General features: G+C 70.7%; 23 protein-coding genes. 13 read left to right on the forward strand and 10 right to left on the reverse strand.

Translation table 11 applies throughout. The features are described from left to right. Nucleotides 1-47: 47 nt before the first annotated feature. Entirely contained in the window at nt 48-1,223 is a 1,176-nt protein-coding gene (locus EXE50_RS02880; RefSeq protein WP_137704318.1) for a Xaa-Pro peptidase family protein, read from the reverse strand. A 112-nt stretch (nt 1,224-1,335) separates the two neighbouring features. On the opposite strand from EXE50_RS02880, the gene EXE50_RS02885 reads away from it, so the two are divergent. Continuing rightward, nucleotides 1,336-1,992: a hypothetical protein gene (locus EXE50_RS02885; RefSeq protein ID WP_053771207.1), complete on the forward strand. Its 657-nt coding sequence runs from the start codon at nt 1,336-1,338 to the stop codon at nt 1,990-1,992. Nucleotides 1,993-2,263: 271 nt separating this feature from the next. After that, nucleotides 2,264-3,241 (forward strand): transcription initiation factor IIB family protein, encoded by a 978-nt coding sequence (locus EXE50_RS02890; RefSeq protein WP_053771208.1) that lies wholly within the window; start codon nt 2,264-2,266, stop codon nt 3,239-3,241. Between the two features lie 51 nt (nt 3,242-3,292). On the opposite strand, the gene EXE50_RS02895 is transcribed toward EXE50_RS02890, so the two are convergent. After that, nucleotides 3,293-3,508 carry a hypothetical protein gene (locus EXE50_RS02895; protein WP_137704319.1) on the reverse strand — a complete coding sequence of 72 codons (216 nt, stop codon included), beginning with the start codon at nt 3,506-3,508 and terminating at the stop codon, nt 3,293-3,295. A gap of 106 nt (nt 3,509-3,614) precedes the next feature. On the opposite strand from EXE50_RS02895, the gene EXE50_RS02900 reads away from it, so the two are divergent. Both EXE50_RS02900 and EXE50_RS02905 read left to right on the forward strand, forming a co-directional pair. Then, nucleotides 3,615-4,088, forward strand: coding sequence for an NUDIX hydrolase (locus EXE50_RS02900; protein ID WP_053771210.1), 474 nt, complete (start codon nt 3,615-3,617; stop codon nt 4,086-4,088). Between the two features lie 128 nt (nt 4,089-4,216). After that, complete coding sequence (locus tag EXE50_RS02905) at nt 4,217-6,412, forward strand: hypothetical protein (RefSeq protein ID WP_137704320.1); 2,196 nt, start codon at nt 4,217-4,219, stop codon at nt 6,410-6,412. A gap of 79 nt (nt 6,413-6,491) precedes the next feature. Here EXE50_RS02905 and EXE50_RS02910 read toward each other — a convergent pair whose 3' ends face one another. Beyond that, a complete protein-coding gene (locus EXE50_RS02910) occupies nt 6,492-6,797 on the reverse strand; it encodes a hypothetical protein (RefSeq protein ID WP_004045854.1) in 306 nt (101 codons plus the stop codon). Between the two features lie 295 nt (nt 6,798-7,092). Between EXE50_RS02910 and EXE50_RS02915 the strand changes: the two genes are divergently transcribed. Further along, nucleotides 7,093-8,445, forward strand: a complete 1,353-nt coding sequence (locus tag EXE50_RS02915; RefSeq protein ID WP_137704321.1) for an adenylosuccinate synthase — start codon at nt 7,093-7,095, stop codon at nt 8,443-8,445. A gap of 66 nt (nt 8,446-8,511) precedes the next feature. Then, nucleotides 8,512-9,321 carry a hypothetical protein gene (locus tag EXE50_RS02920; RefSeq protein ID WP_053771213.1) on the forward strand — a complete coding sequence of 270 codons (810 nt, stop codon included), beginning with the start codon at nt 8,512-8,514 and terminating at the stop codon, nt 9,319-9,321. A gap of 23 nt (nt 9,322-9,344) precedes the next feature. On the opposite strand, the gene EXE50_RS02925 is transcribed toward EXE50_RS02920, so the two are convergent. Next, nucleotides 9,345-10,208 carry an aldo/keto reductase gene (locus tag EXE50_RS02925; RefSeq protein WP_137704322.1) on the reverse strand — a complete coding sequence of 288 codons (864 nt, stop codon included), beginning with the start codon at nt 10,206-10,208 and terminating at the stop codon, nt 9,345-9,347. Nucleotides 10,209-10,348: 140 nt separating this feature from the next. On the opposite strand from EXE50_RS02925, the gene EXE50_RS02930 reads away from it, so the two are divergent. From EXE50_RS02930 to EXE50_RS02945, 4 genes are all read left to right on the forward strand, one after another. Continuing rightward, nucleotides 10,349-10,837 carry an Lrp/AsnC family transcriptional regulator gene (locus EXE50_RS02930; protein ID WP_053771215.1) on the forward strand — a complete coding sequence of 163 codons (489 nt, stop codon included), beginning with the start codon at nt 10,349-10,351 and terminating at the stop codon, nt 10,835-10,837. Continuing rightward, on the forward strand, nt 10,834-11,973 hold the full coding sequence (locus EXE50_RS02935) for a pyridoxal phosphate-dependent aminotransferase (protein ID WP_053771216.1): 1,140 nt from the start codon (nt 10,834-10,836) through the stop codon (nt 11,971-11,973). The genes EXE50_RS02930 and EXE50_RS02935 overlap by 4 nt, the downstream gene beginning before the upstream one ends. A 133-nt stretch (nt 11,974-12,106) precedes the next feature. Next, nucleotides 12,107-13,261, forward strand: coding sequence for an acyl-CoA dehydrogenase family protein (locus tag EXE50_RS02940; protein WP_053771217.1), 1,155 nt, complete (start codon nt 12,107-12,109; stop codon nt 13,259-13,261). A 65-nt stretch (nt 13,262-13,326) separates the two neighbouring features. Next, the gene (locus EXE50_RS02945; protein ID WP_121599387.1) at nt 13,327-14,079 is read left to right on the forward strand and encodes a sensor histidine kinase KdpD; all 753 of its coding nucleotides are present in this window, start codon (nt 13,327-13,329) and stop codon (nt 14,077-14,079) included. 45 nt (nt 14,080-14,124) lie between these two features. Here the strand turns inward: EXE50_RS02945 and msrB are convergent, their stop codons facing one another. Beyond that, nucleotides 14,125-14,535, reverse strand: a complete 411-nt coding sequence (gene msrB / locus EXE50_RS02950; protein ID WP_121599388.1) for a peptide-methionine (R)-S-oxide reductase MsrB — start codon at nt 14,533-14,535, stop codon at nt 14,125-14,127. 107 nt (nt 14,536-14,642) lie between these two features. Between msrB and EXE50_RS02955 the strand changes: the two genes are divergently transcribed. Then, nucleotides 14,643-14,879, forward strand: coding sequence for a CDGSH iron-sulfur domain-containing protein (locus EXE50_RS02955; protein ID WP_053771220.1), 237 nt, complete (start codon nt 14,643-14,645; stop codon nt 14,877-14,879). A 31-nt stretch (nt 14,880-14,910) separates the two neighbouring features. Here EXE50_RS02955 and EXE50_RS02960 read toward each other — a convergent pair whose 3' ends face one another. After that, nucleotides 14,911-15,996 carry a DNA topoisomerase IV subunit A gene (locus tag EXE50_RS02960; protein ID WP_053771221.1) on the reverse strand — a complete coding sequence of 362 codons (1,086 nt, stop codon included), beginning with the start codon at nt 15,994-15,996 and terminating at the stop codon, nt 14,911-14,913. Next, nucleotides 15,997-18,438 carry a DNA topoisomerase VI subunit B gene (locus tag EXE50_RS02965; protein ID WP_137704323.1) on the reverse strand — a complete coding sequence of 814 codons (2,442 nt, stop codon included), beginning with the start codon at nt 18,436-18,438 and terminating at the stop codon, nt 15,997-15,999. It abuts the gene before it with no gap. Nucleotides 18,439-18,633: 195 nt separating this feature from the next. On the opposite strand from EXE50_RS02965, the gene EXE50_RS02970 reads away from it, so the two are divergent. Then, nucleotides 18,634-19,593, forward strand: a complete 960-nt coding sequence (locus tag EXE50_RS02970; protein ID WP_077152263.1) for an oxidoreductase — start codon at nt 18,634-18,636, stop codon at nt 19,591-19,593. A 55-nt stretch (nt 19,594-19,648) separates the two neighbouring features. On the opposite strand, the gene EXE50_RS02975 is transcribed toward EXE50_RS02970, so the two are convergent. The 3 genes from EXE50_RS02975 to EXE50_RS02985 all read right to left on the reverse strand — a co-directional run bounded on the left by EXE50_RS02975 (nt 19,649) and on the right by EXE50_RS02985 (nt 21,407). After that, a complete protein-coding gene (locus tag EXE50_RS02975) occupies nt 19,649-20,188 on the reverse strand; it encodes a hypothetical protein (RefSeq protein WP_137704324.1) in 540 nt (179 codons plus the stop codon). A 117-nt stretch (nt 20,189-20,305) separates the two neighbouring features. After that, nucleotides 20,306-20,500 carry a cold-shock protein gene (locus EXE50_RS02980; RefSeq protein ID WP_004045866.1) on the reverse strand — a complete coding sequence of 65 codons (195 nt, stop codon included), beginning with the start codon at nt 20,498-20,500 and terminating at the stop codon, nt 20,306-20,308. A gap of 136 nt (nt 20,501-20,636) precedes the next feature. Continuing rightward, nucleotides 20,637-21,407, reverse strand: a complete 771-nt coding sequence (locus EXE50_RS02985) for an MOSC domain-containing protein (protein ID WP_137704325.1) — start codon at nt 21,405-21,407, stop codon at nt 20,637-20,639. Nucleotides 21,408-21,629: 222 nt separating this feature from the next. Between EXE50_RS02985 and EXE50_RS02990 the strand changes: the two genes are divergently transcribed. After that, complete coding sequence (locus tag EXE50_RS02990) at nt 21,630-24,287, forward strand: heavy metal translocating P-type ATPase (RefSeq protein ID WP_137704326.1); 2,658 nt, start codon at nt 21,630-21,632, stop codon at nt 24,285-24,287. The last annotated feature ends 10 nt before the right edge of the window (nt 24,288-24,297 follow it).

Here is a 24,297-nt window from a genome sequence, read left to right on the forward strand (position 1 = left end):
GCGACGCCGGCGGCGGTCCGGGACGCCCCCCGGCGCCCAGCAACGGTTCACTCCGCGACGAACTCGATCGGGTAGTCGGTGAGGTTCTCGTACCCGTCCTCGGTGACGACGACGAGGTCCTCGATCCGGACGCCGCCGACAGCGGGGTCGTAGAGGCCGGGCTCGACAGTGATCACGTGGCCCGGCTCCAGCTCCTCGCCACCGCTCGCGAGCCGCGGCGACTCGTGGACGTCGAGGCCGATCCCGTGCCCGGTCGAGTGGATGAACCCGGTCTCGGTCTCGGGGTCCGTGCGGAACGTCGGCTCGCCGGCCTCCTCGTACACCTCGCAGGCGGCGGCGTGGACCTCCTCGCCCGTGGCGCCCGGCTCGACCGCGTCCAGCGCGGCGCCCAGCGCGCGCTCGGTGAGGTCGTACCACTCGCGGAGGGTCTCGCTCGGCTCGCCGACGCAGAACGTCCGCGTCATGTCGGCGTTGTACTTCGTCGCCTTCGAGCGCGGGAAGATGTCGACGATGATCGCCTCGTCCGCGCGGAGCGGGCCGGAGCCGCGGTCGTGCGGGTCGGCGGCCTGCGCGCCGCCGGCGACGATCGTTTCGTCGAGCGCGCAGCCGTGGCGCAGCAGCGTCACCTCTATCTCCTCGGTCACGCGCTCGCTGGTGAGCGGCTCGCCGTCGCGGAGGAGGACGCCCGCCTCCGCGTCGTCGCCCTCGCCCGCCACGTCGGCGCCGGCGATCAGATCCTCGGCGGCCCGCATCGCGGCCTCGTTCGCCTTCTGCGCGTCGCGGATCGCGTCGACCTCGTCGTCGGTCTTCACGGCGCGGACCGCTTGGAGCCGGTCGTCGGCGTCGACCGCGACCTCGATCCCGCGGTCGCGGAGGGCGTCCGCGGTACCGACCGGGCCGCGCGGCGGCATCGAGACGGACTCGACGCCCTTGTCGCGGACGAACGCCGCGTACATGTCGTTGCGCTCCTCGCGCCCGCCGTACTCGTAGTCGTAGTCGGCGTGGCGTTCGACGGTGTCGGCCGCCGCCTCCGTCGTCGCCCGGCCGTACTCCAGCCCGCTGACGAGGACGTGGACCCCGCCGTCGGCGTAGAGGGTGAGGAACGGGTCGGGGCCGGTGAACCCGGAGAGGTACAGCTGGTTGGCGTCCTCCTGCGAGGCGTCGAGGAGGTAGCCGTCGGTGTCGAGGTCCGCGAGGCGGTCGTCGAGCCGCGTTCGGTTCATAGGCGTGCTGCTCGCGCGACGCCCAAAGCGGTTGTCCTCGCGGAACCGATCGCCGCTCCGCCCGCGGCCCGTGAGAAGACATATCCCGCTCGCTCGGGAACGCCGGAGCGAGATGGCGACCGACGGCAGAACGACGGTCGGCTCGCTGGTGTCGCTCCCGGCGGGGTGGTTCCCCGTCGCCGCCGCCTGCGGGGCCGGCGCGGCGCTGCTCGGACTCGGGCTCACGCGGGTCGGACTCGCGGTCGCCGGCGTGTCGCCGGGGGACTCGGCGGTCGCCCGGTGGATGGTCGGGGGACCGGTCTCGGCGGTCGAGGGGTCGATCTGGTTCCTCTTCGACGCGCACTGGGTCCGGACGCGGACGGGTCCCGGGCTGTCGGACCTCGTCGTCTTCGGGCGCCCGCTGATACAGGCCGACGCCGCGCTGTGGCCGCTCCGGGCCGTCCCGCTCGTCGTCGCCCTCGGCGGCGCGGCCACCGTCCGATACCTCGGCGTCGGCGACACGCTCGCCGGCGCCGTGACCGGCGCGGGCACGGCGCTCGGGTACCTCCCGGCGATGCTCGCGCTGCGGGCGCTCTCCCGCGTGCCGCTCACGCGCCACGCGTCCGACGGGCGGGTACCGATCTCCGACGCCGACGGGATCCCGGCCTCGGAGGCGGCCGGCGTCGCCGCCGGCCCCGACCTCGCCTCGAGCGTCGCGCTGGTGACCGGGCTGGCCGTGATCCTCGGCTCCCTCGCCGGCGCCGTCGCGGCCGCCGCGACCGGGGAGTGACCGGCGGGCCGGCGGCCTCGAACGCCGCCCCGTCCGGCGCGAAACGGCTATATACCAACTCCCGCGTTCGCGCCGTCGATCGCGCTTCCAGCGCGGGTCAGTCGGTCCCGTCGAGAATTCCGAATTGTACAGGGTTCTACACGCCGTTTTCGGCCGTGTCCTCGCGACGCCAGATACGCGAACATTTAAGTGCGTCGGTCACTTACTCGAAGGTGAGGAAACCACCGAGACCCGTCTCTCGGTTTCGTTGTTCCCTCCACGCACCAAACCAATGAGCGAGAACCTTCGAACGTACACGACCGAGAACGTCGACGACGAGAGCGAGACCGAGTCGACGACCGAAGACGAGGAGCTGCGGTGCCCCGAGTGCGGCGGGCAGTTAGCGACCGACACGGAGCACGGCGAGACCGTCTGCGTCGACTGCGGGCTCGTCGTCGAGGAGGACGAGATCGACCGCGGGCCGGAGTGGCGCGCGTTCGACTCCAAGGAGAAGGACAACAAGTCGCGCGTCGGCGCCCCGACGACGAACATGATGCACGACAAGGGGCTCTCGACGAACATCGGCTGGCAGGACAAAGACGCCTACGGCAAGTCGCTGTCCAGCCGCCAGCGCGAGAAGATGCAGCGGCTGCGGACCTGGAACGAGCGCTTCCGCACCCGCGACTCCAAGGAGCGCAACCTCAAGCAGGCGCTCGGCGAGATCGACCGGATGGCGAGCGCGCTCGGGCTCCCGGACAACGTCCGCGAGACCGCGTCGGTCATCTACCGCCGCGCGCTCGACGAGGACCTCCTCCCCGGCCGCTCCATCGAGGGCGTCTCCACCGCCTCGCTGTACGCCGCCGCCCGGCAGGCGGGGACGCCGCGCAGCCTCGACGAGATCGCGGGGGTCTCCCGGGTCGAGAAGGACGAGATCGCCCGGACGTACCGCTACGTCGTTCGCGAGCTCAAGCTGGAGATCCAGCCCGCCGACCCCGAGAGCTACGTGCCCCGGTTCGCCTCCGACCTCGGCCTCTCCGACGAGGCCGAGCGCCGGGCCCGCAGCCTGCTCGACACGGCGAAGGAGCAGGGGATCCACTCCGGCAAGTCGCCGGTCGGGCTCGCCGCGGCCGCCGTCTACGCCGCCTCGCTGCTCGTCAACGAGAAGGTGACCCAGAGCGAGGTCAGCGAGGTCGCGAACATCAGCGAGGTCACCATCCGGAACCGTTACCACGAGCTCCTCGAGGCCGAGGACTCGGTCGCGCTGAACTGACGCCGCCGCTGCGCGGCCGCCCGTCGCCGCGTTCGAAGGACGCTCGCCGGTTCACCCGCTTTCTTCGCCGTCCCAGTACCCCACGTCGTCGCCGATCCGGTAGTACCCCGACAGCGACCGTTCGGCGTCGCCCCCGGGCGGCAGCTCGTAGAGGCTACGGCCGAGGTCCGCGCCGCCCGCCGCGGCGTCCGGCCGCTTCCGTCGCCACGCGGCGTCGTCCGCGTCGGTCGTCGTCCACGACAGGTCGTCCGCGTCGAACGGCGGCATATCTAACGGTCACGCCGGACCCTCAATGGCGTTCGCGTCGCCGGAGCGGAGTCGGCCTCGCGCCGGGAGCCGAAACCGCGAAGGCGACGCGTCGCCACCCGGAACCATGGAGACGACTCGCCACTTCACGGCGACGACCTACATCGTCAACGACGGGGCGACCGCCCTTCACGAGCACGAGCGGCTGGGGATCACGCTGCCGCCCGGGGGCCACGTCGACCGCGACGAGCTGCCGCACGAGGCCGCGCGGCGCGAGGTCCGCGAGGAGACGGGGCTGACCCCCGAGCTGGTCGCGACGGAGTCGGCGATCACGGGCCCGAACACTCGGGGGCTCCCGGAGCCGGCCCACCTCATGCTCCACGACATCAACGTCCACGAGGACGGGTCGGTGGGCCATCAGCACGTCGACCACCTCTACTACGCCCGCGTCGACTCGCGGGAGATCGCCCCCGACGGCGACGACGAGGTGGACCCGGCGCGCTGGCGCTGGTACACCGCCGCGGAGCTGGCGGCGAGCGACCTCCCGGACGACGTCGTCGACCTCGGCCGCGAGGCTATCGCCGCCGTCGGCACGGACTGACCGGGCCGGGCGTGGCGCCGAGACGTCCGGCCCGCCGTCGAGCGGTTCGGTCCGCCGCGCGCGGCGTCAGACGGCCGTCTCACGCTCCGGAAGGTATTTGAGTCGGTGTTGGCGACGTAAACGCAAGGATGGACGCACAGCGACGGGAAGCGATCGCCGAGTGGGACGACCGCTCGTTCTCCGACGGGTTCGCGGGGCTCCGGCGGGTCGTCGACGACGGGTTCTCGGGGGCGGCGACCGACGGGACCGGATGGCTGTTCCTCGTCGACGGGCGCGTCGTCGGCGTCGTCGACGCGGCGCTCGACGCCTTCGCCGAGGCCTCCGGGACCGTCTATCGGGCCCCGGACGACGCGCTCCCCGTGCTCTTCGCCATGCAGGAGCTCGGCGGCGAGCCGCGGGCGAAGTACTACACCAAGGACACGCCGCTGGACGAGGCCGACCGCAAGCTCTCGCAGGGGGGATTCACCGGGTACATCGAGCTCTCGGAGAACGTCCTCTCCGGCGACTACTACGTCGCCTACACCGGCGGCGAGTCGATGGCGGCGGCGTACGTCGGCAACGCCCGGCGGCTGGAGACGGGCGACGACGCGTTCGACCTCGCCGCCGACGAGGTCGGGATCTACACGGTGTACGAGGTCGACCTCGACGTCCGGCCGCTCCCGGACGGCGACGGCGCGGGCGAGTCCGGCGCGGCCGCCGGATCCGACGCGGCGAGCGACGAGGCCGACGAATTGACCGACGAGCCGGCGAGCCCCGGGGCCGCCCCCGAGGCCGACGAAACCGACGATCAATCCGAGGCCCCCGGCGAGCCCGGCGACGACGGCGGGCGGGAAGACGGGCCGTCTCCGACGAACCGCTCGGACGAACCGAACGGCGTCAACGTGCGCACCGCGGAGAGCGACCGCGACGGCGCGGACCCGAGCGACGGCGCCGACGAGACGGACGGGCCGGCGTCCGACGCCGTCCGGATCGGTGACGCCGACTCGGACGGCCGCGACGGCGCGGCGGGCGCCGACCGGACGGGACGGGCGCCGGCCGATTCCGACGGCGCGGCCGCGTCGGACGCGGGCGCAGCGGACGGCGACGCCCCGGACTCCGACGACGTGTTCTCCGAGGAGGCCGAGTGGCGTGAACAGAAGTCGATCCCGGCGCTCGACCCCTCCGAGGCCGGCGGCGAGCCGCGTTCCGGCGGGGGGCGGCGCGGGGCGTCGTCGCAGCGCTCCCGTTCGGCGAACGACCGCGCCCGGACCGGGCGGAGCGGATCGGACGCGAACAGCGGCTCGCCCTCGCCGCGCGCCACCGAGACGCCGTCGTCGACCCCGTCGGCGGTGTCGAAGCGCGAGGCGGCGGCCGACGCCGACCCCGAGCGGGTGCGGAAGCTCGAGGCGGCCTTGGAGGAGACGGAGACGGAGCGACAGTCGCTCGCCGACGAGCGCGACCGCCTGGCGGCCGAGCGCGACGAGATCGAGTCGGAGCGCGACGAGCTGGCCGAGGCGGTCGACCGGCTCGAGTCCGAGGTCGAGGACCTCCGCGAGGAGCGCGACCGGCTCCGGGACGAACTCTCGAACGCCAGGGAGCGGCTCCCGGACGCGGAGCGGACGCTCACGCCGGGCGAGGCGCGCGAGGGGACCAACCTGTTCATCAGGTACGACTCGAAGGAGGGCGCGACGCTCGCCGACGCCCACGAGGGCGCCGCCGACCGGGAGGCGCTCCGCGAGAACCTCCGGGTCGAACACCACACGAGCTTCGAGACCGACGGCCTCGCGGTCGACGGCCGACCGTTCGAGGAGTTCCTCCAAGACACCATCGAGTACGGGTTCACCCGCTGGCTCGTCGAAGACCTCCCGTTCGAGGTCCGCGGCACCGGCAACGAGGGGACGCTCCGCGACCTCTACGACGCGCTCCCCGAGGTCGACCGCGCCGAGATCGGCGGGACGGTGTCGATCGCGATCCGGGAGGGGGGCGAGGAGACCCGCGAGCAGCGGGCGTTCGACCTCGTGTTGCGCGACCGGATGGGCCACCCGCTGTTCGTCGCGGACCTGAACGACAGCCGGGACCCGACCGCGGAGGGGACGCTGGAGTCGCTCGTCGAGAACGGGCGCGACATCGCGGCGTCGAACGAGACGTTCGCGGGGGCGTTCGCGGTGACGGAGAGCTTCTTCGAGCCGGGGGCCCTAGAGACAGCGAGCGACGCGGTCGGCGGGGGCCTGTTCAGCCGGTCGAAGCGCGCGAGCTTCGTGAAGCTCTCGCGCAAGCAGGGGTATCACCTGTGTCTCGTGGAGGCGCGCGACGGCGGGTTCCACATGACGGTCCCCGACCTGTAACCGCGGGGAAAGCGTCGGGAGTAGCTCGCGGAGAACGGAAACGCGGCAGGTGCGTCGGCGGGCGAAATCGAAGTTCCGATCAGTTCTCGAGCTCGGCGGCGTCGTCGATCCGCATGGACCCGAGCTTATCGACGGTCTCGTCGAGCTTCTCGTCGAGCTCGTCGACGAACTCGTGGGTGCGCTCCGTGGTGATGGCGCCCTGACTGGACGGCTCGATGAGGTTCTCCTCCTCGAGGACGCGCAGCGAGTACCGGACCTTGTGGTGCGGGTAACCGGTCTCGTTCGACATCTTCACGATGCCGATCGGCTCGTTTTCGATGACCATCCGCAGGACCTGGAGGTGACGTTCCAGCATGTCTACCTCCTTCTCTAGTCGATCTATCATGGCACATGTTAACTCGTCATGCCCCCGTTTAAAAGTTGCTGTCGACGGCCGCGGAGGCCCGCTCAGATCGCACGCTTTCACGTGGGAGTAGTTAACGTGTTCGATCGCGGCGCGGCAGCGGAGAACACGCACGGTCCGAACGCGAACGATAACACCGATCGCGAACGGTGCGGGGAGTAAATACACGAACAAGCGTATTCTCTCTGATATACGGGCTTTTCGATCCACGTTTGTGGTAGTCTCACGGTCACAGACCGTAATCTGTTTTACCCCCCGCGGGGAATCGGCAGGTCGTATGACACTCACCATCGTCGGCTCCCAGCTCGGCGACGAGGGCAAGGGCGCCCTCGTCGACCGGTGGGGAGGGGACGCGGACGTCGTAGTCCGTTATCAGGGCGGCGACAACGCCGGCCACACCGTCGTCGAAGGCGGCGCGGAGTACAAGCTCTCCCTGGTTCCCAGCGGCGCGGTCCGGGGAACGGTCGGAGTCTTGGGCAACGGCTGCGTCGTCAACCCGCGCACGCTGTTCACCGAGATCGACGACCTGCGCGAGCGGGGGCTCGACCCCGACGTGCGCGTCGCCCGCCGGGCGCACGTCATCATGCCGTACCACCGCGTGCTCGACGGCATCGAGGAGGAGGTGAAGGCCGACGACGACGCCGGCGACGAGGTCGGCACGACCGGGCGCGGCATCGGCCCGACCTACGAGGACAAGGCCGGCCGCCGCGGGATCCGGGTCGCGGACCTGCTCGATCCCGACGCGCTCCGCGAGAAGCTCGACTACGTCGTCCCGCAGAAGCGCGCGCTCGTCGAGGACGTGTACGGGATCGACCTCGCCGACGACGACCGCGCCGACGCGTTCGACGTCGACGCGCTTCACGAGGAGTTCGCCGCGATCGGCGAGCGCCTCGCCGACGAGGGGATGACCGTCAACTGCTCCGACTACCTCCACCGCCGCCGCGAGGCGGGCGACGCGATCGTCTTCGAGGGCGCGCAGGGGACCCACATCGACGTCGACCACGGGAACTACCCGTTCGTCACCTCCTCGAACCCGACGGCCGGCGCCGCCGCGGTCGGCTCCGGCGTCGGCGTCACGACCGTCGGCGACGGCGAGGTCGTCGGGATCGTGAAGGCGTACCTCTCGCGCGTCGGCGAGGGCCCGCTCCCGACCGAACTCGACGGCGACGCCGACGAGGAGGCGCTCGCCGACGAGATCAGGGAGAAGGGCGGCGAGTTCGGCACCGTCACCGGGCGCCCGCGCCGGATCGGCTGGCTCGACCTCCCGATGCTCCGGCACTCCGCGCGCGTCTCCGGATTCACCGGCGTCGCCGTCAATCACGTCGACGTGCTCGCCGGTCTCGACGAGCTGAAGGTCTGTACGGGCTACGAGCTCGACGGAACGGAGCTCGACACCGTGCCGACCACCACCGACCGGTGGGAGCGGTGCGAGCCGATCTACGAGACGCTCGACACGTGGGAGCCGTTCGACTCGGCCGCGGTCGCCGAGGCGGGCTACGACGCCCTCCCCGAGGCCGCCCGCGAGTACTTGGAACTGCTCGCCGACGAGATCGACACCCCGGTGTACGCCGTCGGCGTCGGTCCCGACCGCGAGGAGACGGTCGAGCTGACGAACCCGTTCGACGAGTAGCCCGGCCGCCGTCTCCGTCGGCCCGCGCCGAAGCCGTTTTCAGTTCCGCGACGCCCAGTCGTCGGTATGTCGCAGCCCTCCAGCGGTCCCGCCGCCCCCGACCCGCCGGACACGCTCGTCGAACGTGTCGCCTCGCAGCTCCCCCGGGTGCTCCCGCTCGCGCTGGTTCCGCTCGCGACGGCGCTGCTGCGCGCTCGGGACCTCGTCGCGACGGGGCGAACGAACGGGTTCTCCCTGCGCGCGTCGTTCCCGGTGTACCGGTACGACCTCTGGAGCTTCGTCGACGCGCCCCGCGGCGGCGGGGTGACGGTGTCGCTCCCGTACGGGTCGCTCGACCCCCTGCCGCTCCTCGTCCCCGTGATCGGCGCGTACGTCGTCGTCTCCGGCGCGCTCAGCGCGGGGTACTTCGGGAGCGTCGCGGCCGCGATCACGACCGGCCGGTACGACTTCGTCGCGGCCGTCCGCCGGTTCGGCGTCCGGTTCGTCCTCCTCGAAGCGCTCGTCGTCGTCGCGCTCGGGGGTCTCTTCATCCCGCTGCTCCTCTTCCCGCCGCTGTTCGTGGTCGCGGTGTTGGCGGCGCTCGTCGTCTCCTACCTGTACTTCCCGACCGCCTACGTCCTCACGCTGGAGGACAGAGACATCGCGTCGGCGGCGCGGCGGGCCCGGGCGCTCGTCGACGACCACCGACCGCTCGGGTTCTTCCTCGCCGTCGCGGTCGTCACGGCGGTCTGTTCGGTCCCCGTGAGCCTGCTCGCGCACGCCGGTCCGGGCGGCGCGGTCGCGGCCGCGGTCGCCGCCGCGCCGCTCGGACTCGCGTTCAACGTCGCGACCGCGCTGAAGGTCGCCGAGATGGCCGGGACGGAGACCGTCGAGTGAGCGACGAGGGCGGGTCTCGGCGCTTACTGCGGGTCGACGTCGTTCAGCGCCGTCAGGTCCTCGTCGGTCAGCGACAGCTCCGCAGCGGCGAGGTTGGATTCGAGGTGCTCGACGCTCGACGTGCCCGGGATCGGAAGCGTCACGTCGGAGTGGTCGAGCAGCCACGCGAGCGACACCTGCTGGGGCGTGGCGTCCCGCCGCTCGGCGACCTCGTCGAGCACCGGCCCGGCCTCGTCGTCGTCGACGGCGTACATCGGACCCCACGGGATGAATCCGACGCCGTGGTCCTCGCAGGCGGCCAGCACGTCCTCGTCGTCGCGGTGGTCGACGTTGTAGCGGTTCTGGACGGTGGCGACGTCGACGATCTCCAGCGCCGTCTCCAGCTGCTCGACGGTGACGTTCGAGAGGCCGACGTGCGCGACCTGCCCGGCGTCTTTCATCTCCGCGAACGCGTGGACCGAGTCCTCGAAGTCGGTGTCGGGGTCCGGACGGTGGTACTGATAGAGGTCGATCGTGTCCGTCCCGAGCCGGTCGAGGCTACACAGCACCTGATTCTTCAGGAAGTCCGGGTCGCCGTGGGGGAGCCACTCGCCCTCGCGGTTGCGGAGCAGCCCGGCCTTCGAGGCGACGACCACGTCGTCGGGGTCGCCGAGCGCCTCGCCGATCAGCCGCTCGGAGACGCCCGGCCCGTAGGAGTCGGCGGTGTCGACGAAGTCGACGCCGCGGTCGACCGCCCGCCGGAGCACCGCCTTCGCCGCCTCCTCGTCGTCGGGGCGCCCGATGATGTCCTCGCCGGTGACCCGCATCGCGCCGAAGCCGAGCCGGTTGACCGGGAGCTCGCCGCCGATGTCGAACGTCTCGCTCCTGCCGGTGGTGTCTGAAGCCATGGGCGGCGGTTCGCGTGCCATTCGGAAAGCGGTGAGGGTGCCGGAAACGGACGCGCCGTGACGGCGTCGGGCGCCGCCCCGGGACTCGCCCGTGTTGCGTCCGTCGCTACTCATAAACCGCCCCCGCGCGATCGTCGGGTATGGACGCCGAGCGCGAGGTACTCGACGTGTTGGCGCGGAACGCCCGCGAGGACATCGACGACATCGCGGCCCAGACGGGCCTCGACGCGGCGGCGGTAGCGGACGCGATCGACGCGCTGGAGGCGGACAACGTCGTCCACGGCTACCAAGCCGTGGTCGACTGGGACCGCGTCGAGGAGGGGAAGATCCGCGCCGTCGTCGAGATCAACGTCGAGCTCGACCGCGAGACGGGGTACGAGCAGGTGGCCGACCGGATCGCGAAGTTCCCCGCGGTCGACGCCTTACACCTCGTCTCCGGCGACTACGACTTCGCCGTCGAGGTGCTCGGCGAGACGATGCAGGACGTCTCCGAGTTCATCTCCGAGCAGGTCGCGCCGATGCCCGAGGTCACCCAGACGGTGACCCACTACATCATGGAGACGTACAAGGACGGCGGGATCCGGTTCGAGGACGGCGACGACGACGACCGCCTCTCCGTGTCGCCATGAGGCTCTCGAACCGCGCGCGCACCCTCCCGGAGTCGGGGATCCGGAAGTTCTTCGAGCTCGCGGAGGCGCGCGACGACGTCATCTCGCTGGGGGTCGGCGAGCCCGACTTCTCGGCGCCGTGGGCCGCCCGCACCGCCGCGATCGACTCGCTGGAGCGGGGCAAGACCTCCTACACCGCGAACCGCGGCATGGCCGCGCTCCGCGAGCGGATCGCCGCGCACCACGAGCGCTACGACCAGTCGTACCAGCCCGAGTCGGAGGTGCTCGTCACGACCGGCGCGAGCGAGGCGGTCGACCTCGCCTTCCGGGCGCTGGTCGACCCCGGCGACACCGTCGCGGTCCACGAGCCGACGTACATCTCCTACGGCCCGGGGATCGAGCTGGCGGGCGGCGAGCGGCTGACGGTCCCGACGCGCGCCGCGGACGACTTCGCGCTCACCCGGGAGTCGCTGGCGGCCGCGGGCGCCGCCGAGGCCGACCTGCTCGTGCTCTGTTACCCGAACAACCCGACCGGCGCGACGATGACCGACGAGCAGCTCGCCGAGGTGGCGGCGTTCTGTCGGGACGAGGACCTCCGCGTCGTCGCCGACGAGATATACGCCGCGCTCACCTACGGGACCGACCATGCCTCGATCGTCACGCAGCCGGGGATGCGCGAGCGCACCGTCGTCGTCAACGGGTTCTCGAAGGCGTACGCGATGACCGGGCTCCGCCTCGGGTACGCGCTGGGCCCGACCGACGCGATCGACGCGATGAACCGGATCCACCAGTACACGATGCTGTCGGCGCCGACGACGCCGCAGTACGCCGCGGTCGAGGCCTTGGACCGCTGCGACGACGAGGTCGCGGAGATGGTCGAGGAGTACAACCGCCGCCGCCGCCTCGTGGTCTCCCGGTTCAACGAGATGGGCCTCGACACGTTCGAACCGGGGGGCGCGTTCTACGCGTTCCCCGAGTGCGGCGGCGACGACGAGGCGTTCGCCGAGGCGTTGCTGGAGGCCGAGGGCGTTGCCGTCGTCCCGGGATCCGTCTTCGGCGCGGGCGGCGAGGGCCACCTGCGCGTCTCGTACGCCACCTCGATGCGCGAACTGAAGGAGGCGACCGACCGGATCGCCGCGTTCGTCGAGGGTCGCTGACCCCGCAACGCGGCTCCGGGCACGAGTCGGTCGCCGCGGTCTCTCCGTGCCCCTGCGAACCTAAACGAACAACTCTTCGCAGATTGTTCCACGTTCGCTAACGATTATCACGCTCGATCCTGATAGTCCGCGTATGGAGTTCCAGCTAACGGACGAGCAGAAGCAGCTGCGCGAGGAGGTCCGGAAGTTCGCCGACGAGGAGATCCGACCGGTCGCGACCGAATACGACGTCGAGGAGTCGTACCCGCACGAGGTCATGGACGAGGCGGCCGACATGGGGCTGCTCGCGCCGCACGTCCCGGTCGAGTACGGCGGGATCGGCTACTCGTCGCTGGAGAACGCCATCCTCACCGAGGAGCTGTTCGCGGCCGACCCCGGCATCGGGCTCTGTATCTCCAGCGCCGGCTTCGGCGCGGAGGCGCTCATGGAGTTCGGCACGGAAGCGCAGAAGGAGCGCGTCCTCCCCGAGGTGACCGCGGGCGACGCGGTGATGGGCTCGGCCATCTCGGAGCCGCAGGCGGGCTCGGACGTGACGAGCGTCGCCACCCGCGCGGAGAAGGACGGCGACGAGTGGGTGATCAACGGCTCGAAGATGTGGATCACGAACGGCACCGTCGCGGACTACTTCGTCGTCGTCTGCGAGACGGACCCGGACATCGACGACCGCTACTCGGGCTACTCGCAGATCCTCGTCGAGGGCGACCGCGACGGGCTCACCCGCGATAAGATAACCGGCAAGCTCGGGATCCGCGCGAGCGACACCGCCGAGCTGCGCTTCGACGACGTGCGCGTCCCGGAGGAGAACCTCATCGGCCAGCGCGGGATGGGCTTTTTACAGCTCATGCAGTTCTTCGACGAGACCCGCACCGCGGTCGCCGCGCAGGGCGTCGGCATCGCCCGCGGCGCCGCCGAGCGGGCGCTGGAGTACGCCGAGGAGCGCGAGCAGTTCGGGCGCTCCATCTCCGACTTCCAAGCGATCAAACACAAGCTCGCGGAGATGCACACCAACACCGAGGCCGCGCGCTGGCTCACCTACCGCTCGGCGTGGGCGGTCGACAACGAGGCCGGCGACCTCACCGCGCTCGCGTCGATGGCCAAGGAGTTCGCCTCCAGGACCGCGGTCGAGGTCGCCGACGAGGCGGTTCAGATCCACGGCGGCGCCGGCTTCGTCAACGACCACGACGTCGAGCGGCTCTACCGCGACGCGAAGATCACCCAGATCTACGAGGGCACCACGGAGATCCAGAAGAACATCGTCGCCCGCGAGCTGCTCGACGAGGGGATGTAGCCTATCGTCGGAGCGCCCCCCACCGGATCGGTATGTAAAAGCGACGAGGGTCCGTACCGTCCCGTATGAGCGAGGAGGCGAACGCCGACGTGGACGCCGACGGGGCGGCCGAGGCCCCCCGCGATCAGGACCCCGAAGAGCGGCTCAAGCGCCAGCGCGACGACTTACGGCTGCTGAACCAGGTGATGCGCCACGACATCCGCAACGACCTCCAGCTCGTCGGGGCGTACGCCGAGCTGCTCGACGACCACGTCGACGAGGAGGGGGAGAAGTACTTAGACGTGATCAAGCGCAACACCCAGAGCGCCGTCTCGCTCACGACGACGGTCCGCGACCTCGCGGAGGTGATGCTCCGCGAGGACGCCGAGCCGAGCCGAGTCGCGCTCGACCGGGTCCTCTCGCAGCAGGTGGAGGAGGTCCGGTCGGGGTACTCGGAGGCCGTCTTCACCGTCGAGGGGTCGTACCCCGAGGTGGAGGTCGTCGGCGACGAGATGCTGAGCTCCGTGTTCCGCAACCTCCTGCGGAACGCGGTCCAGCACAACGACAAGACGCCGCCGACGGTGACGGTGTCCGCGTCCGTCGACGAGGCCGCAGGCGTCGCCGAGGTCCGAGTCGCCGACAACGGGCCGGGCGTCCCCGAGGACCAGCGCGACGAGATATTCGGGAAGGGAGAGAAGGGGCTCGACAGCCCGGGCGCGGGGATCGGGCTGTACCTCGTGCGGTCGCTCGTCGAGACCTACGGGGGCGACGTGTGGGTCGAGGACAACGCCCCCGAGGGCGCCGTCTTCGTCGTCAGGCTCCCGCTGTGTGAGTCCTGACGGCGACGCGGAGCGCCCCGTGGGTCTCGCCTCCTCCCGCCGCGCTTACTCCTCGTCGTACTCCATCGCGACCGAGTTGATGCAGAAGCGCTTCCCGGTCGGCTCCGGGCCGTCGTCGAACACGTGTCCGAGGTGGGAGTCGCAGTTCGCGCACCGGACCTCGGTGCGGCGCATCCCGTGGCTGGTGTCGACGTGCGTCGTCACGGAGTCCTCCTCGGCGGCGTAGAAGGCCGGCCACCCGCAGCCGGACTCGTACTTCGTCTCCGCCTCGAAGAGGACGGTGCCGCAGGCGCGACAGCGGTACTCCCCGTCGTCGGGGTGGTGGTCGACGTACTCGCCGGAGAACTTCGCCTCCGTGCCGCTCTCGCGGAGCACGCGGTACTCCTCCTCGGAGAGTCGCTCGCGCCACTCGTCGTCCGTCAGCTCGCTCGGGTCCCGCTCGTCGGTCTCGCTCATACCACCGATACGGACCCCACGGGCAAGGGGGTTGCGGCGGTCGGGCGGCGAAGGCGGCGCCTCGACGCCGCCGCAACCGGTTTCCCGCTCGGGCCGGATCGGTCGACATGGCGCGCGAAGTCACGCACGAGGAGCGGGGCCCGGCGGTTCTCGACGACGAGGACAAGGGCGACGACGGCCTGATCTACGTCTGTCGGTGCGGCCTGTCGGACTCGAAGCCGCTCTGTGACGGGTCCCACAGGGCGACGGCCGACGAGGCGGACGGCGTCGTCTACAAGTACGCGGACGACGACCCCGACGGCGAGCGGCGGGAGATAGCGGGCATCGACTACGAGGACGAGTAGCGCGGGGCGCCGTCGAGGACGGCGGTCGCGCCTACAGCACGCCCATCTCGCCGAGCCGCTCGGGGAGGTAGGTGTCCGTGACGAAGTCGAGCCCGCGGCTCGCGAGCGACTGCTGCTCGGACTTCTTCCCGATGTCGAGCTGGAGCTCGATCTGCTCTTCCCAGTAGTCGGTCTGGAAGCGCGGGTCCTCTAACTCCGATTCGAGGGCGTTGATGTCGGAGTCGGAGAGCGGGTCCGAGGGGAGGTCGTACTCGACGATGTCCTCGGGCTGGATCCCGATGAACCGCGCCTCGGGCGTCGCGAGGTACTTCGAGAGGTGCGCGGACTTGATCGAGCCGTACGCCACGGAGCCGTAGATCCGGTACGACCACGGGTCGCCGTCGGTGAACACCACGACCGGGAGGTCGAGCTCGTCGCGGAAGCGCTTCGTCAGCCGCCGCGTGGCGCGCGCCGGCTGCCCGCCGAGGTGGACGACGAGGGCGTCGTGTTCCTCGTCGAACCCGTTCTCGACGAGCCGGTCGCGCATGCCGCCGGTCTCCACGCAGAGGACGAACTCGGCGTCGTTGTCGAGGAACTCGATGGTGTCGGGGTTGTTGGGGATCTGGTAGCCGCCCTGGCCCACGTCGAGCTGGCAGTGGATCTCGCGGTCGCCGCGGTTGGTCTGCTCGCGGATCTCCAGCGGGCCCATCACCTTCGCGCCCGACTCCTCCGGGCGCATGTGGAAGTCCTCGCGGGTGACGCCCGTGACGATTTCGAGGTCCTCCACGAGGTCGTTCGACTCGTCCTGCGAGGAGAACTGCGCCTCGTCGTTGTCCCACGACTCGGAGAGGTAGTACAGCTCACGCAGCGTCGACGAGCGGTCGTCGTCGAGCTGGTTCGCGAGGAACTCGATGGTGTAGGCGGCCTTCAACAGCTTGCGCGCGCCTCGCACCGAGTTCGCGCTGCGCGTCGACGTGCGGTCGCCGTAGGTCCAGACCCCGCTCTCGTCGTCGTACTCGATGTTGCTCTTCGTCCGCGTGGGGAGCGTCATCTCCGGGATCGACCCAGACGCGAACTGGTCGTAGAAGTCCGCCGCCAGGTCGATCAGCTCGTCTCGTGCGTCGCTTTCTGTCGTCATTTAGGCGTTCACCGTCAGTTTCTCCGTCTCCACGCCGCCGACGCTGACCTCGAACTCCGCGTCGCCGTCGACCGCGTACGTCAGTTCCCGCTCGTCGCCCGAGGGCACCTCGGGCTTCCACTGAACGAACCACTCGCCGTCCATGTCCACCGCCGTCCCGTCCGAGAGGTCGGTCGGCTCGGTCGAGACGATGTCCGTGATCTCCAGCCGCTCGTTCACGTCGGAGTGGTTCTCGACGACGAGCGTCACCGTCTCGCCGTTCACCTCGCGCTCGACGCTCACGTTGTTCATGATCCGCGCCAGGGCCCCGTCGATGTCGGGGCGCGGTCGGCCCGTGACCTCCGAGACCTTGTCGGCCATCTCGGGGAGGATCCGACCCAGCACGTCCTGTTTCTCCCGGCGCTGTTGCATCGAGCGCCGCTTGCTGAGGTACGACTTCAGCTCGCGGGCGGCCTCACGCACCGCGAGCTCTATCTCGTCTTCGATCTCCGGGACGTTCGCGAGCGCGTCCTTCGACTCGCTCGTGAACGGAACGTTGGTGGAGGCGACGTGAACGCTGATGACGGCCGGTCCGTTCGGCATCCCGGAGCCGCCGGGCTGGTCGAGCCCGTAGTTCCGCCACCCGATCCCCTTTATCACGTCCGTCGTCGCGCAGGCGCCGCGCTGGTAGACGAGCGGGACGCGGTTCGCGAACCGGAGCAGCTCCACCGAGCCGTCCGACGGGATCTCCCCGCCGTAGGCGATGCCGGCCTCGACGATGAACGGGTCGCCGCCGTGGACGTCGGCGTCTCGGGTCGCGGCCGCGTAGAAGTCCGCGTCGTACTCCTTCCGGAGCCCGGCCTCGACCAGCTCCGCCGTGATCGGCGCGAGGCAGTCGGTCGGGGGGGCGAGGATGTCCGTGGTCCGCATCGCCTCCAGCAGGTCGGCTGCGGCGTCGCGGTCGCCCGCGATCGCCGTCACCTTCGGCGGGTCGTCCGGCACCGTCCGCGCCCGCGACCAGAACGCCTCGACCACGTTCTCGCGCGCGGTCTCGCCGAAGGTCGCGTCGCGCTGCTCGGCGACGAACGACGCCGCGTCCGCGACGAGCCGTTCGAGGTCGTCGCGGGTGATCCGGAACGCCTCGCCGTCGAGGTTCTCGAACCGGCGCGCGAGCGCCTCCGCCATCGCCTGGACCGCCGCGTCGTCCTTCCGCGTCGACGTCGCCTCGTCGACGAGCGCGTACACGTCGGGGACGAGCGGCGACTCCGCATCGCCGTCCGACCCGCCGTCGTCCGCCTCGTCGCCGAGTCCGGTGACCGCTCGCCACGCGGCGTCGACCGCGTTCTCGCGGACGGTTCCGCCGAACGTCTTGCCGGTGTCGTCCGCGACGGTCTCGGCGGTGTTGTCGACGATCTCGGCGACCTCGGACCGTGCGACCCGGTCGTTGTTCCCCGCCGTCTCGGCGACGCCCTCGGCGAAGGCGGTCGTCGCCGCCTCGCCCTTGTTCGCGACGGCCGCCGAGACCGCGGCCGTGACGTCGCGGTCGTCGTGGGCGCGCGGCGGCGACCAGGCGAGCTCTCGACCGTAGTACACGTCGCGGAAGTTGCCGATCACGCTGTCGGCGGTCTTCTTGCCGACCCGGGTGAACTCCTCCTGGAGGAACCCGGAGACGGAGTACGACTCGGTCGCCTCCAGCATCTTGATCAGCGTCCCGAGCTCGACGCCGTGCGGGTGCGGGCGGATCTCGTTCGTCTCCGCCGGCAGCTCGTCGGTCGCGCGCTCGAACTTCATCGGCTCGTCGAGCCCCGGCTCGCGGAGTTCGAGCCGCGCGTGCGGGTTGACGACCGCGGTGTGTTTCACGTAGTCGTGGAGCTGCTGGCGGGCGCGCATGTTCGCCTCCATCTCCAGCTCGATCCGGGTGCCGTGGGGGCGGTCCCACGTCGTCTCCTCGTCGGCCTGGATCTCCGGCTCGTTCGTGTCCGTGTCGATGATGAGCTCGAAGTACTGCGCCCGCGACTGGCCCTTCGGGCGCGAGGTGATCTTCGCCGGCTGACCGGAGGTCAGCTGCGAGTAGAGCACGGCCGCCGAGATGCCGATCCCCTGCTGCCCGCGCGACTGCTCGCGCGCGTGGAACCGGCTGCCGTACAGGAGCTTCCCGAACACCTTCGGGAGCTGTTCCTTCGTGATTCCCGGCCCGTTGTCCTCGATGACGAGCCGGTAGTAGTCGCCCACCTCCTCTATCTCGATGTAGATGTCGGGGAGGACGCCGGCCTCCTCGGTCGCGTCGAGGGCGTTGTCGACCGCCTCCTTGACGGCGGTGACGAGCCCGCGGGCGCCCGAGTCGAACCCGAGCATGTGTTTGTTCTTCTCGAAGAACTCGGCGATGGAGATCTCGCGCTGGCCCTCGGCCAGCTCCTCCGCGATCCCCTCCTCGTCGCCGATCGTCGACTGGAAGGACGTCATTCGGTATCCCTCCCTTCCCCCGAAGCACCTAAAAACGCACCGGCGGCGCAGTGGAAGTGGAGCTCGGCGTCAGACGCCGTCTCCTCCGGGTGTGTGGGTCGCTCTATCAGGGCGTCTCACGGCGCTACGGGACGGCCTCGCGGAGTCGGTTCGCCCGCCGACAGGTTTCTCACTGCGACGCCCCATTCTCGATCCATGACGGACTGGACGGCCGACGAGATGCCGCGACTGGACGGGAAGACGGTGGTCGTCACCGGCGCGAACAGCGGGCTCGGCTACGCGGGCACGCGAGAGTTCGCCGCGAAGGGCGCGACCGTCGTGATGGCGTGTCGGAGCGTCGAGCGCGCCGAGGACGCGGCCGACGAGATCCGGTCCGAGGTCCGGGGAAGCCTCGACGGCGACCTCGACGTCCGCGAGTGCGACCTCGCCTCGCTCGACTCGGTGCGGGCGTTCGCGGAGGGGCTGGCGGACGACTACGACGCCGTCGACGCCCTCTGTAACAACGCCGGCGTGATGGCCATCCCGCGGAGCGAGACCGAGGACGGGTTCGAGACGCAGTTCGGCGTCAACCACCTCGGCCACTTCGCGCTCACGGGGCGGCTGTTCGACCTCCTCGCCGACGCCGAGGGAATCGGCGGCGACGCGCGCGTCGTCACCCAGTCGTCCGGTGCCCACGAGCAGGGCGAGATGGACTTCTCCGACCTCAACTGGGAGCGCTCCTACGGGAAGTGGCGGGCGTACGGGCGCAGCAAGCTCGCGAACCTGCTGTTCGCCTACGAGCTCCAGCGCCGCCTCGACGCGGCCGACGACGAGGGGGACGGTCCGGGGATCCGCAGCGTCGCCTGCCACCCGGGTTACACGGACACGAACCTCCAGCTGCGCACCGCCGAGGAGAGCGGGAACCCCCTGATGAAGGTCGGGATGAAGGCCGCGAACGCGGTGCTGGGCCAAGACGCCGACGTCGGGGTCGAGCCGATGCTGTACGCGGCGACGGCCGACGTCGACGGCGGCGCCTACGTCGAACCCGGCGGGCTGATGAACATGCGCGGGCACCCGACCGTGGGGCGCTCGAACGACGCCTCCTACGACCGCGACGACGCCCGGGAGCTCTGGGCGTACTCGACCGAGGCGACCGGCGTCGAGTACCCGTTGTAGGCGGTCGTCGAGCGTCGCCGCAACCGGCGCGGTCCCCGCGCACCGGTCCGTGGCGTCAGTGAAGCGTCCCCTCCCGGACGTGTGCGTCGTGCGCGAACAGCGCGTACCCTACGTCGACCGCGCGGTGTCCGGTCTCGGCGGCGATGTCGCGGATGGGTTCGATCATCGTCACGTAATCGTCGGCGTCGAACGACTCCTTCCGGCCCTCGAGGTAGCCGAGCCGCTCTAACGACGCCCAGACGCGCGTGTCGACGACGGCGTGGCGGTCGCCGTCGAGCGCCGCGAGCACGCACGAGGCGGTCGGCGCCTTGAAGCCGGCGAGACCGGTGATCAGGTGGATCGTCGAGAAGTCACCGTCCACGACGCGGGCGTTCCGCGTCACCTCGCGGCACCGGGACTCGGGGTTCTTCTCGACGTGATAGGCGCTCCGAGTCGAGGACTCGTAGGCGATCTCGTACAGCTGCTCGCGCGTGAGGTGTCCCTGCGACCGGTACGCCTCGCCGAACTCCGCTAAGCGCTCCGGGAGGACGCCCTGGGTCTCGGCGTAGCGGTCGAGGTTCTCGGCGACGAACGCGTCGCGGTCGGCGGGCTCCATGGCCGGCGATTCGGGTCCGGCGACCAAAACGGCGGCGCCGCGGCTCGCGGTGATGATATACGGGGAACGCGTTTCGAGAGCTGTCCGAGTTCGTCGGTAGCGGATGCCGCGACCGAGCTACAGCCGAGTGAGGTTCGTCGCGCGCGGACCCTTGTCCGCCTCCTCGATCTCGAACTCTACCTCCTGTCCCTCCTCGAGGTCCGGGCCGCCGACGTCTTCCATGTGGAAGAACACGTCCTCGTCAGCGTCGTCAGTCTCGATGAATCCGTAGCCGCCGGTGTCGTTGAAGAAGTCGACCTTGCCTGTCGCCATCGCGTCCTAACTCTCTCCCGACGTGGTCATAAGTGTTGTGTGCTGCGGCGGACCGCAGTCACACGCGCTGTGGCGCGCGTATTCGGCCCATACGAAGGTCTCCGCCGCTCGATCGGCGGCGCTCGAGTGACGAGGCTCACTCGCGGACCGCGACCTCGTCGCCGACGCGGATCGTCTCCCCGCGGTGGCGTTCCGGGATCCGCGCGATGGTCGTCAGCGAGTAGTAGTGGTCGAACGCGTCCGCCTCGGCCCACTCGGGGAACGTCGCCTCGCGGCGCCGCACGAACCGCTCGCGGAACTCGGGGGTCGGCTCGCCGGTGTCGGGATCGCGTTCGGGGACGACGCACCGCCCGCACGGCGTCACGCCCTCGACGCGGACGCCGCCTATCTCGAACGCCGGCGCCCCCTCGCCGACGAACCGGTCCTCCCAGAACGCCGGGACGCCCGAGACCTCCACGTTCGCCCGGAGCCGGCGACGCGCGCCGTCGACGGTCACCCCGTCGAACCACGACGCGACCGCCTCCAGCGTCGCGGTGCTGACGACCGACGGGCCCATGTCCCGGCGGTCGACGTACCCGAGCGACTCGTCCCGCCTGAGCCGGAGGTCCGCGTCGAAGAAGTCGCCGAACCACGCTGCGGCGCGGGCCGGCTCAGCCTCCAGATCGAACCGCCGAACGGCCCCGTCGGGCGTCTCGACCCGCAGCGCGCCCGACTCGGGGTCGAAGTCGGTCGCGAGGTCGTGGACCCGGTCGGTCCGCTTCCCGTTGACGACATCGCCGTCGGCGTCGAACAGCGCGAACTCGCGGTCGCGTTCCAGCGTCCCGCCGTCGAGGACCCGTGCGGCCTCGACGTCGACCCCGTCTAACCCCTTCACCGGAAACACCGTGAGTCGCTCCACGCGAGCCATACCTCGGGGAGGGGCGCCGCGTCCAATAGCCTTCCGTCGACCGCGGTTTCGAAGACTCGCTCCCCCGCGGAGGCGGCGTCGTTCCGCTCGATCCCGGGCTCGGCGGATCTCGATCAGGCTCACGGCACCGAGATCGCTTTCGATCCGAAGAAATCGGCCGCTCGAACCTTTGGTTTCGAAGTGAAAAACGCACTAAGGGTGTAGCCCGTAGGACTACCTAAGATGAGCACCAGGACCACCCACCTCGACATCACGGGGATGAGCTGCGCCAACTGCTCGGCGAGCGTGTCCGACGCCGTGGGGTCGCTCGACGGCGTCTCGCGGGCGGACGCGAACTACGCGACCGACGAGGCGACGGTCGAGTACGACCCCGAGGCGACCTCGCTCGCCGCAATCTACGACGCGATCGAGTCGGCGGGCTACGGCGCGGTGGCCGAGACGGCGACCGTGGCGATCACCGACATGACGTGCGCGAACTGCGCGGACGCCAACCGCGACGCCTTGGAGTCCGTGCCCGGCGTCATCGAGGCCGACGTGAACTACGCGACCGACGAGGCGCAGGTGCGGTACAACCCCGCCGAGACCTCGCTGTCGGCGCTGTACGACGCCGTCGAGGACGCGGGCTACTCCCCGGTCCGAGAGGGCGACGGCGAGACGGCCGACGGCGAAGGCGAGGGATCGGGCGAGAGCGCGCGGGACGCCGCGCGAAACGCCGAGATCCGCAAACAGCTCCGGCTGACGCTGTTCGGCGCCGCGCTGTCCGCGCCCCTCCTCTTTTTCATGGTCGACAAGCTGCTCCTCGGTGGCGCGGTGGTGCCCGACCGCATCTTCGGCGTCAGAGCCGTATGGGCCCAGTTCGCGCTCGCGACGCCGGTACAGGTCGTGCTCGGCCGGCCCTTCTACGTGAACTCCTACAAGGCGCTCGTCACGAACGGCCGCGCCAACATGGACGTGCTGATCGCCTTGGGCTCGACGACGGCGTACGTCTACTCCGTCGCCGTCCTCCTCGACCTGGTCGCCGGGAGCGTCTACTTCGACACGGCGGCGCTCATCCTCGTCTTCATTACCCTCGGCAACTACCTCGAAGCCCGCTCGAAGGGGCAGGCCGGCGAGGCGCTCCGGAAGCTGCTGGAGATGGAGGCCGACACCGCCACCCTCGTCGACGGGGACGGGACCGAACGCGAGGTGCCGATCGAGGAGGTCGAGGTCGGCGACCGCATGAAGGTCCGCCCCGGCGAGCAGGTCCCGACCGACGGCGTCGTGGTCGAGGGCCAGTCCGCCGTCGACGAGTCGATGGTGACCGGCGAGTCCGTTCCCGTCGAGAAGTCGGAGGGCGACGAGGTCGTCGGCTCCACCATCAACGAGAACGGGCTCCTCGTGGTCGAGGCGACGAAGGTCGGCGCCGACACCGCGCTCCAGCAGATCGTCCAGACCGTCAAGGAGGCGCAGTCCCGTCAGCCCGACATCCAGAACCTCGCGGACCGGATCTCCGCGTACTTCGTGCCCGCGGTCATCGCGAACGCGCTGCTGTGGGGCGTCGTCTGGTTCCTCTTCCCCGAGGCGCTCGCCGGGTTCGTCGACCGGCTCCCGCTGTGGGGCCAGGTCGCCGGCGGCCCCGTCGGCGGGACCGTCTCGACGTTCGAGTTCGCGGTCGTCGTCTTCGCCTCGTCGGTCCTGATCGCCTGCCCCTGCGCGCTGGGGCTCGCGACGCCGGCCGCGACGATGGTCGGGACCACCATCGGCGCGCAACACGGCGTCCTGTTCAAGGGCGGCGACGTGCTCGAGCGCGCGAAGGACGTCGACACCGTCGTGTTCGACAAGACGGGGACGCTCACGGCTGGCGAGATGGAACTCACCGACGTGGTCGCCGTCGGTGACGACGGCGGGACCGTCGCCGACGGCGGGACCGTCGCCGAGCGCGGCGACGCGGCGGACGAGGGCTCGGCGGCCGGTGGCGGCGCCGAGGCCCCCGAGGATGAGGTCCTCCGGCTCGCCGCGAGCGCGGAGCGCGGCAGCGAACACCCGCTCGCCCGCGCCATCGTCGAGGGCGCCGAGTCGCGCGGCCTCGACCTCGCCGACCCCGAGGAGTTCGAGAACGTACCCGGACACGGCGTGCGAGCGACCGTGGACGGGGACGAGGTGCTGGTCGGCAACCGGAAGCTGCTGCGGGACGCCGGCGTCGACGCCGCGCCCGCCGCGGAGACGATGGAGCGGCTCGAACGCGAGGGCAAGACGGCGATGCTCGTCGCCCGCCTGCCCGCCGGCGACGAGGACGGGGAACTCCTCGGCGTCGTCGCCGACGCGGACACGGTGAAGCCGAGCGCGGAGCGCGCGGTCGGCCAGCTCCGCGAGCGCGGCGTCGACGTGATGATGATCACGGGCGACAACGAACGCACCGCGCGCGCCGTGGCCGAGCAGGTGGGGATCGACCCCGACAACGTCCGCGCCGGCGTCCTCCCCGAGGACAAGTCCGACGCGGTCGAGGCGATCCAGGCGGACGGCCGCCGGGCGATGATGGTCGGCGACGGCGTCAACGACGCGCCCGCGCTGGCGGTCGCGTACGTCGGCACCGCCATCGGCTCCGGGACCGACGTGGCCATCGAGGCCGCGGACGTGACGCTGATGCGCGACGACCCGCTCGACGTGGTGAAGGCGATCCGCGTCTCGGACGCGACGCTCCAGAAGATCAAACAGAACCTCGTGTGGGCGCTCGGCTACAACACCGCGATGATCCCGCTCGCGTCGCTCGGGCTGCTCCAGCCGGTCCTCGCGGCCGGGGCGATGGCGGTCTCGTCGGTGTCCGTGCTCACGAACAGCCTCCTGTTCCGCCGGTACGACCCCGAGGGCGACTACCGGCTCCTCGGGTTCCTCCGCCGCTGACCGGCGCCGA

The sequence above is a fragment of the Halorubrum sp. ARQ200 genome (assembly GCF_005435115.1).
Classification (GTDB): domain Archaea; phylum Halobacteriota; class Halobacteria; order Halobacteriales; family Haloferacaceae; genus Halorubrum; species Halorubrum tropicale.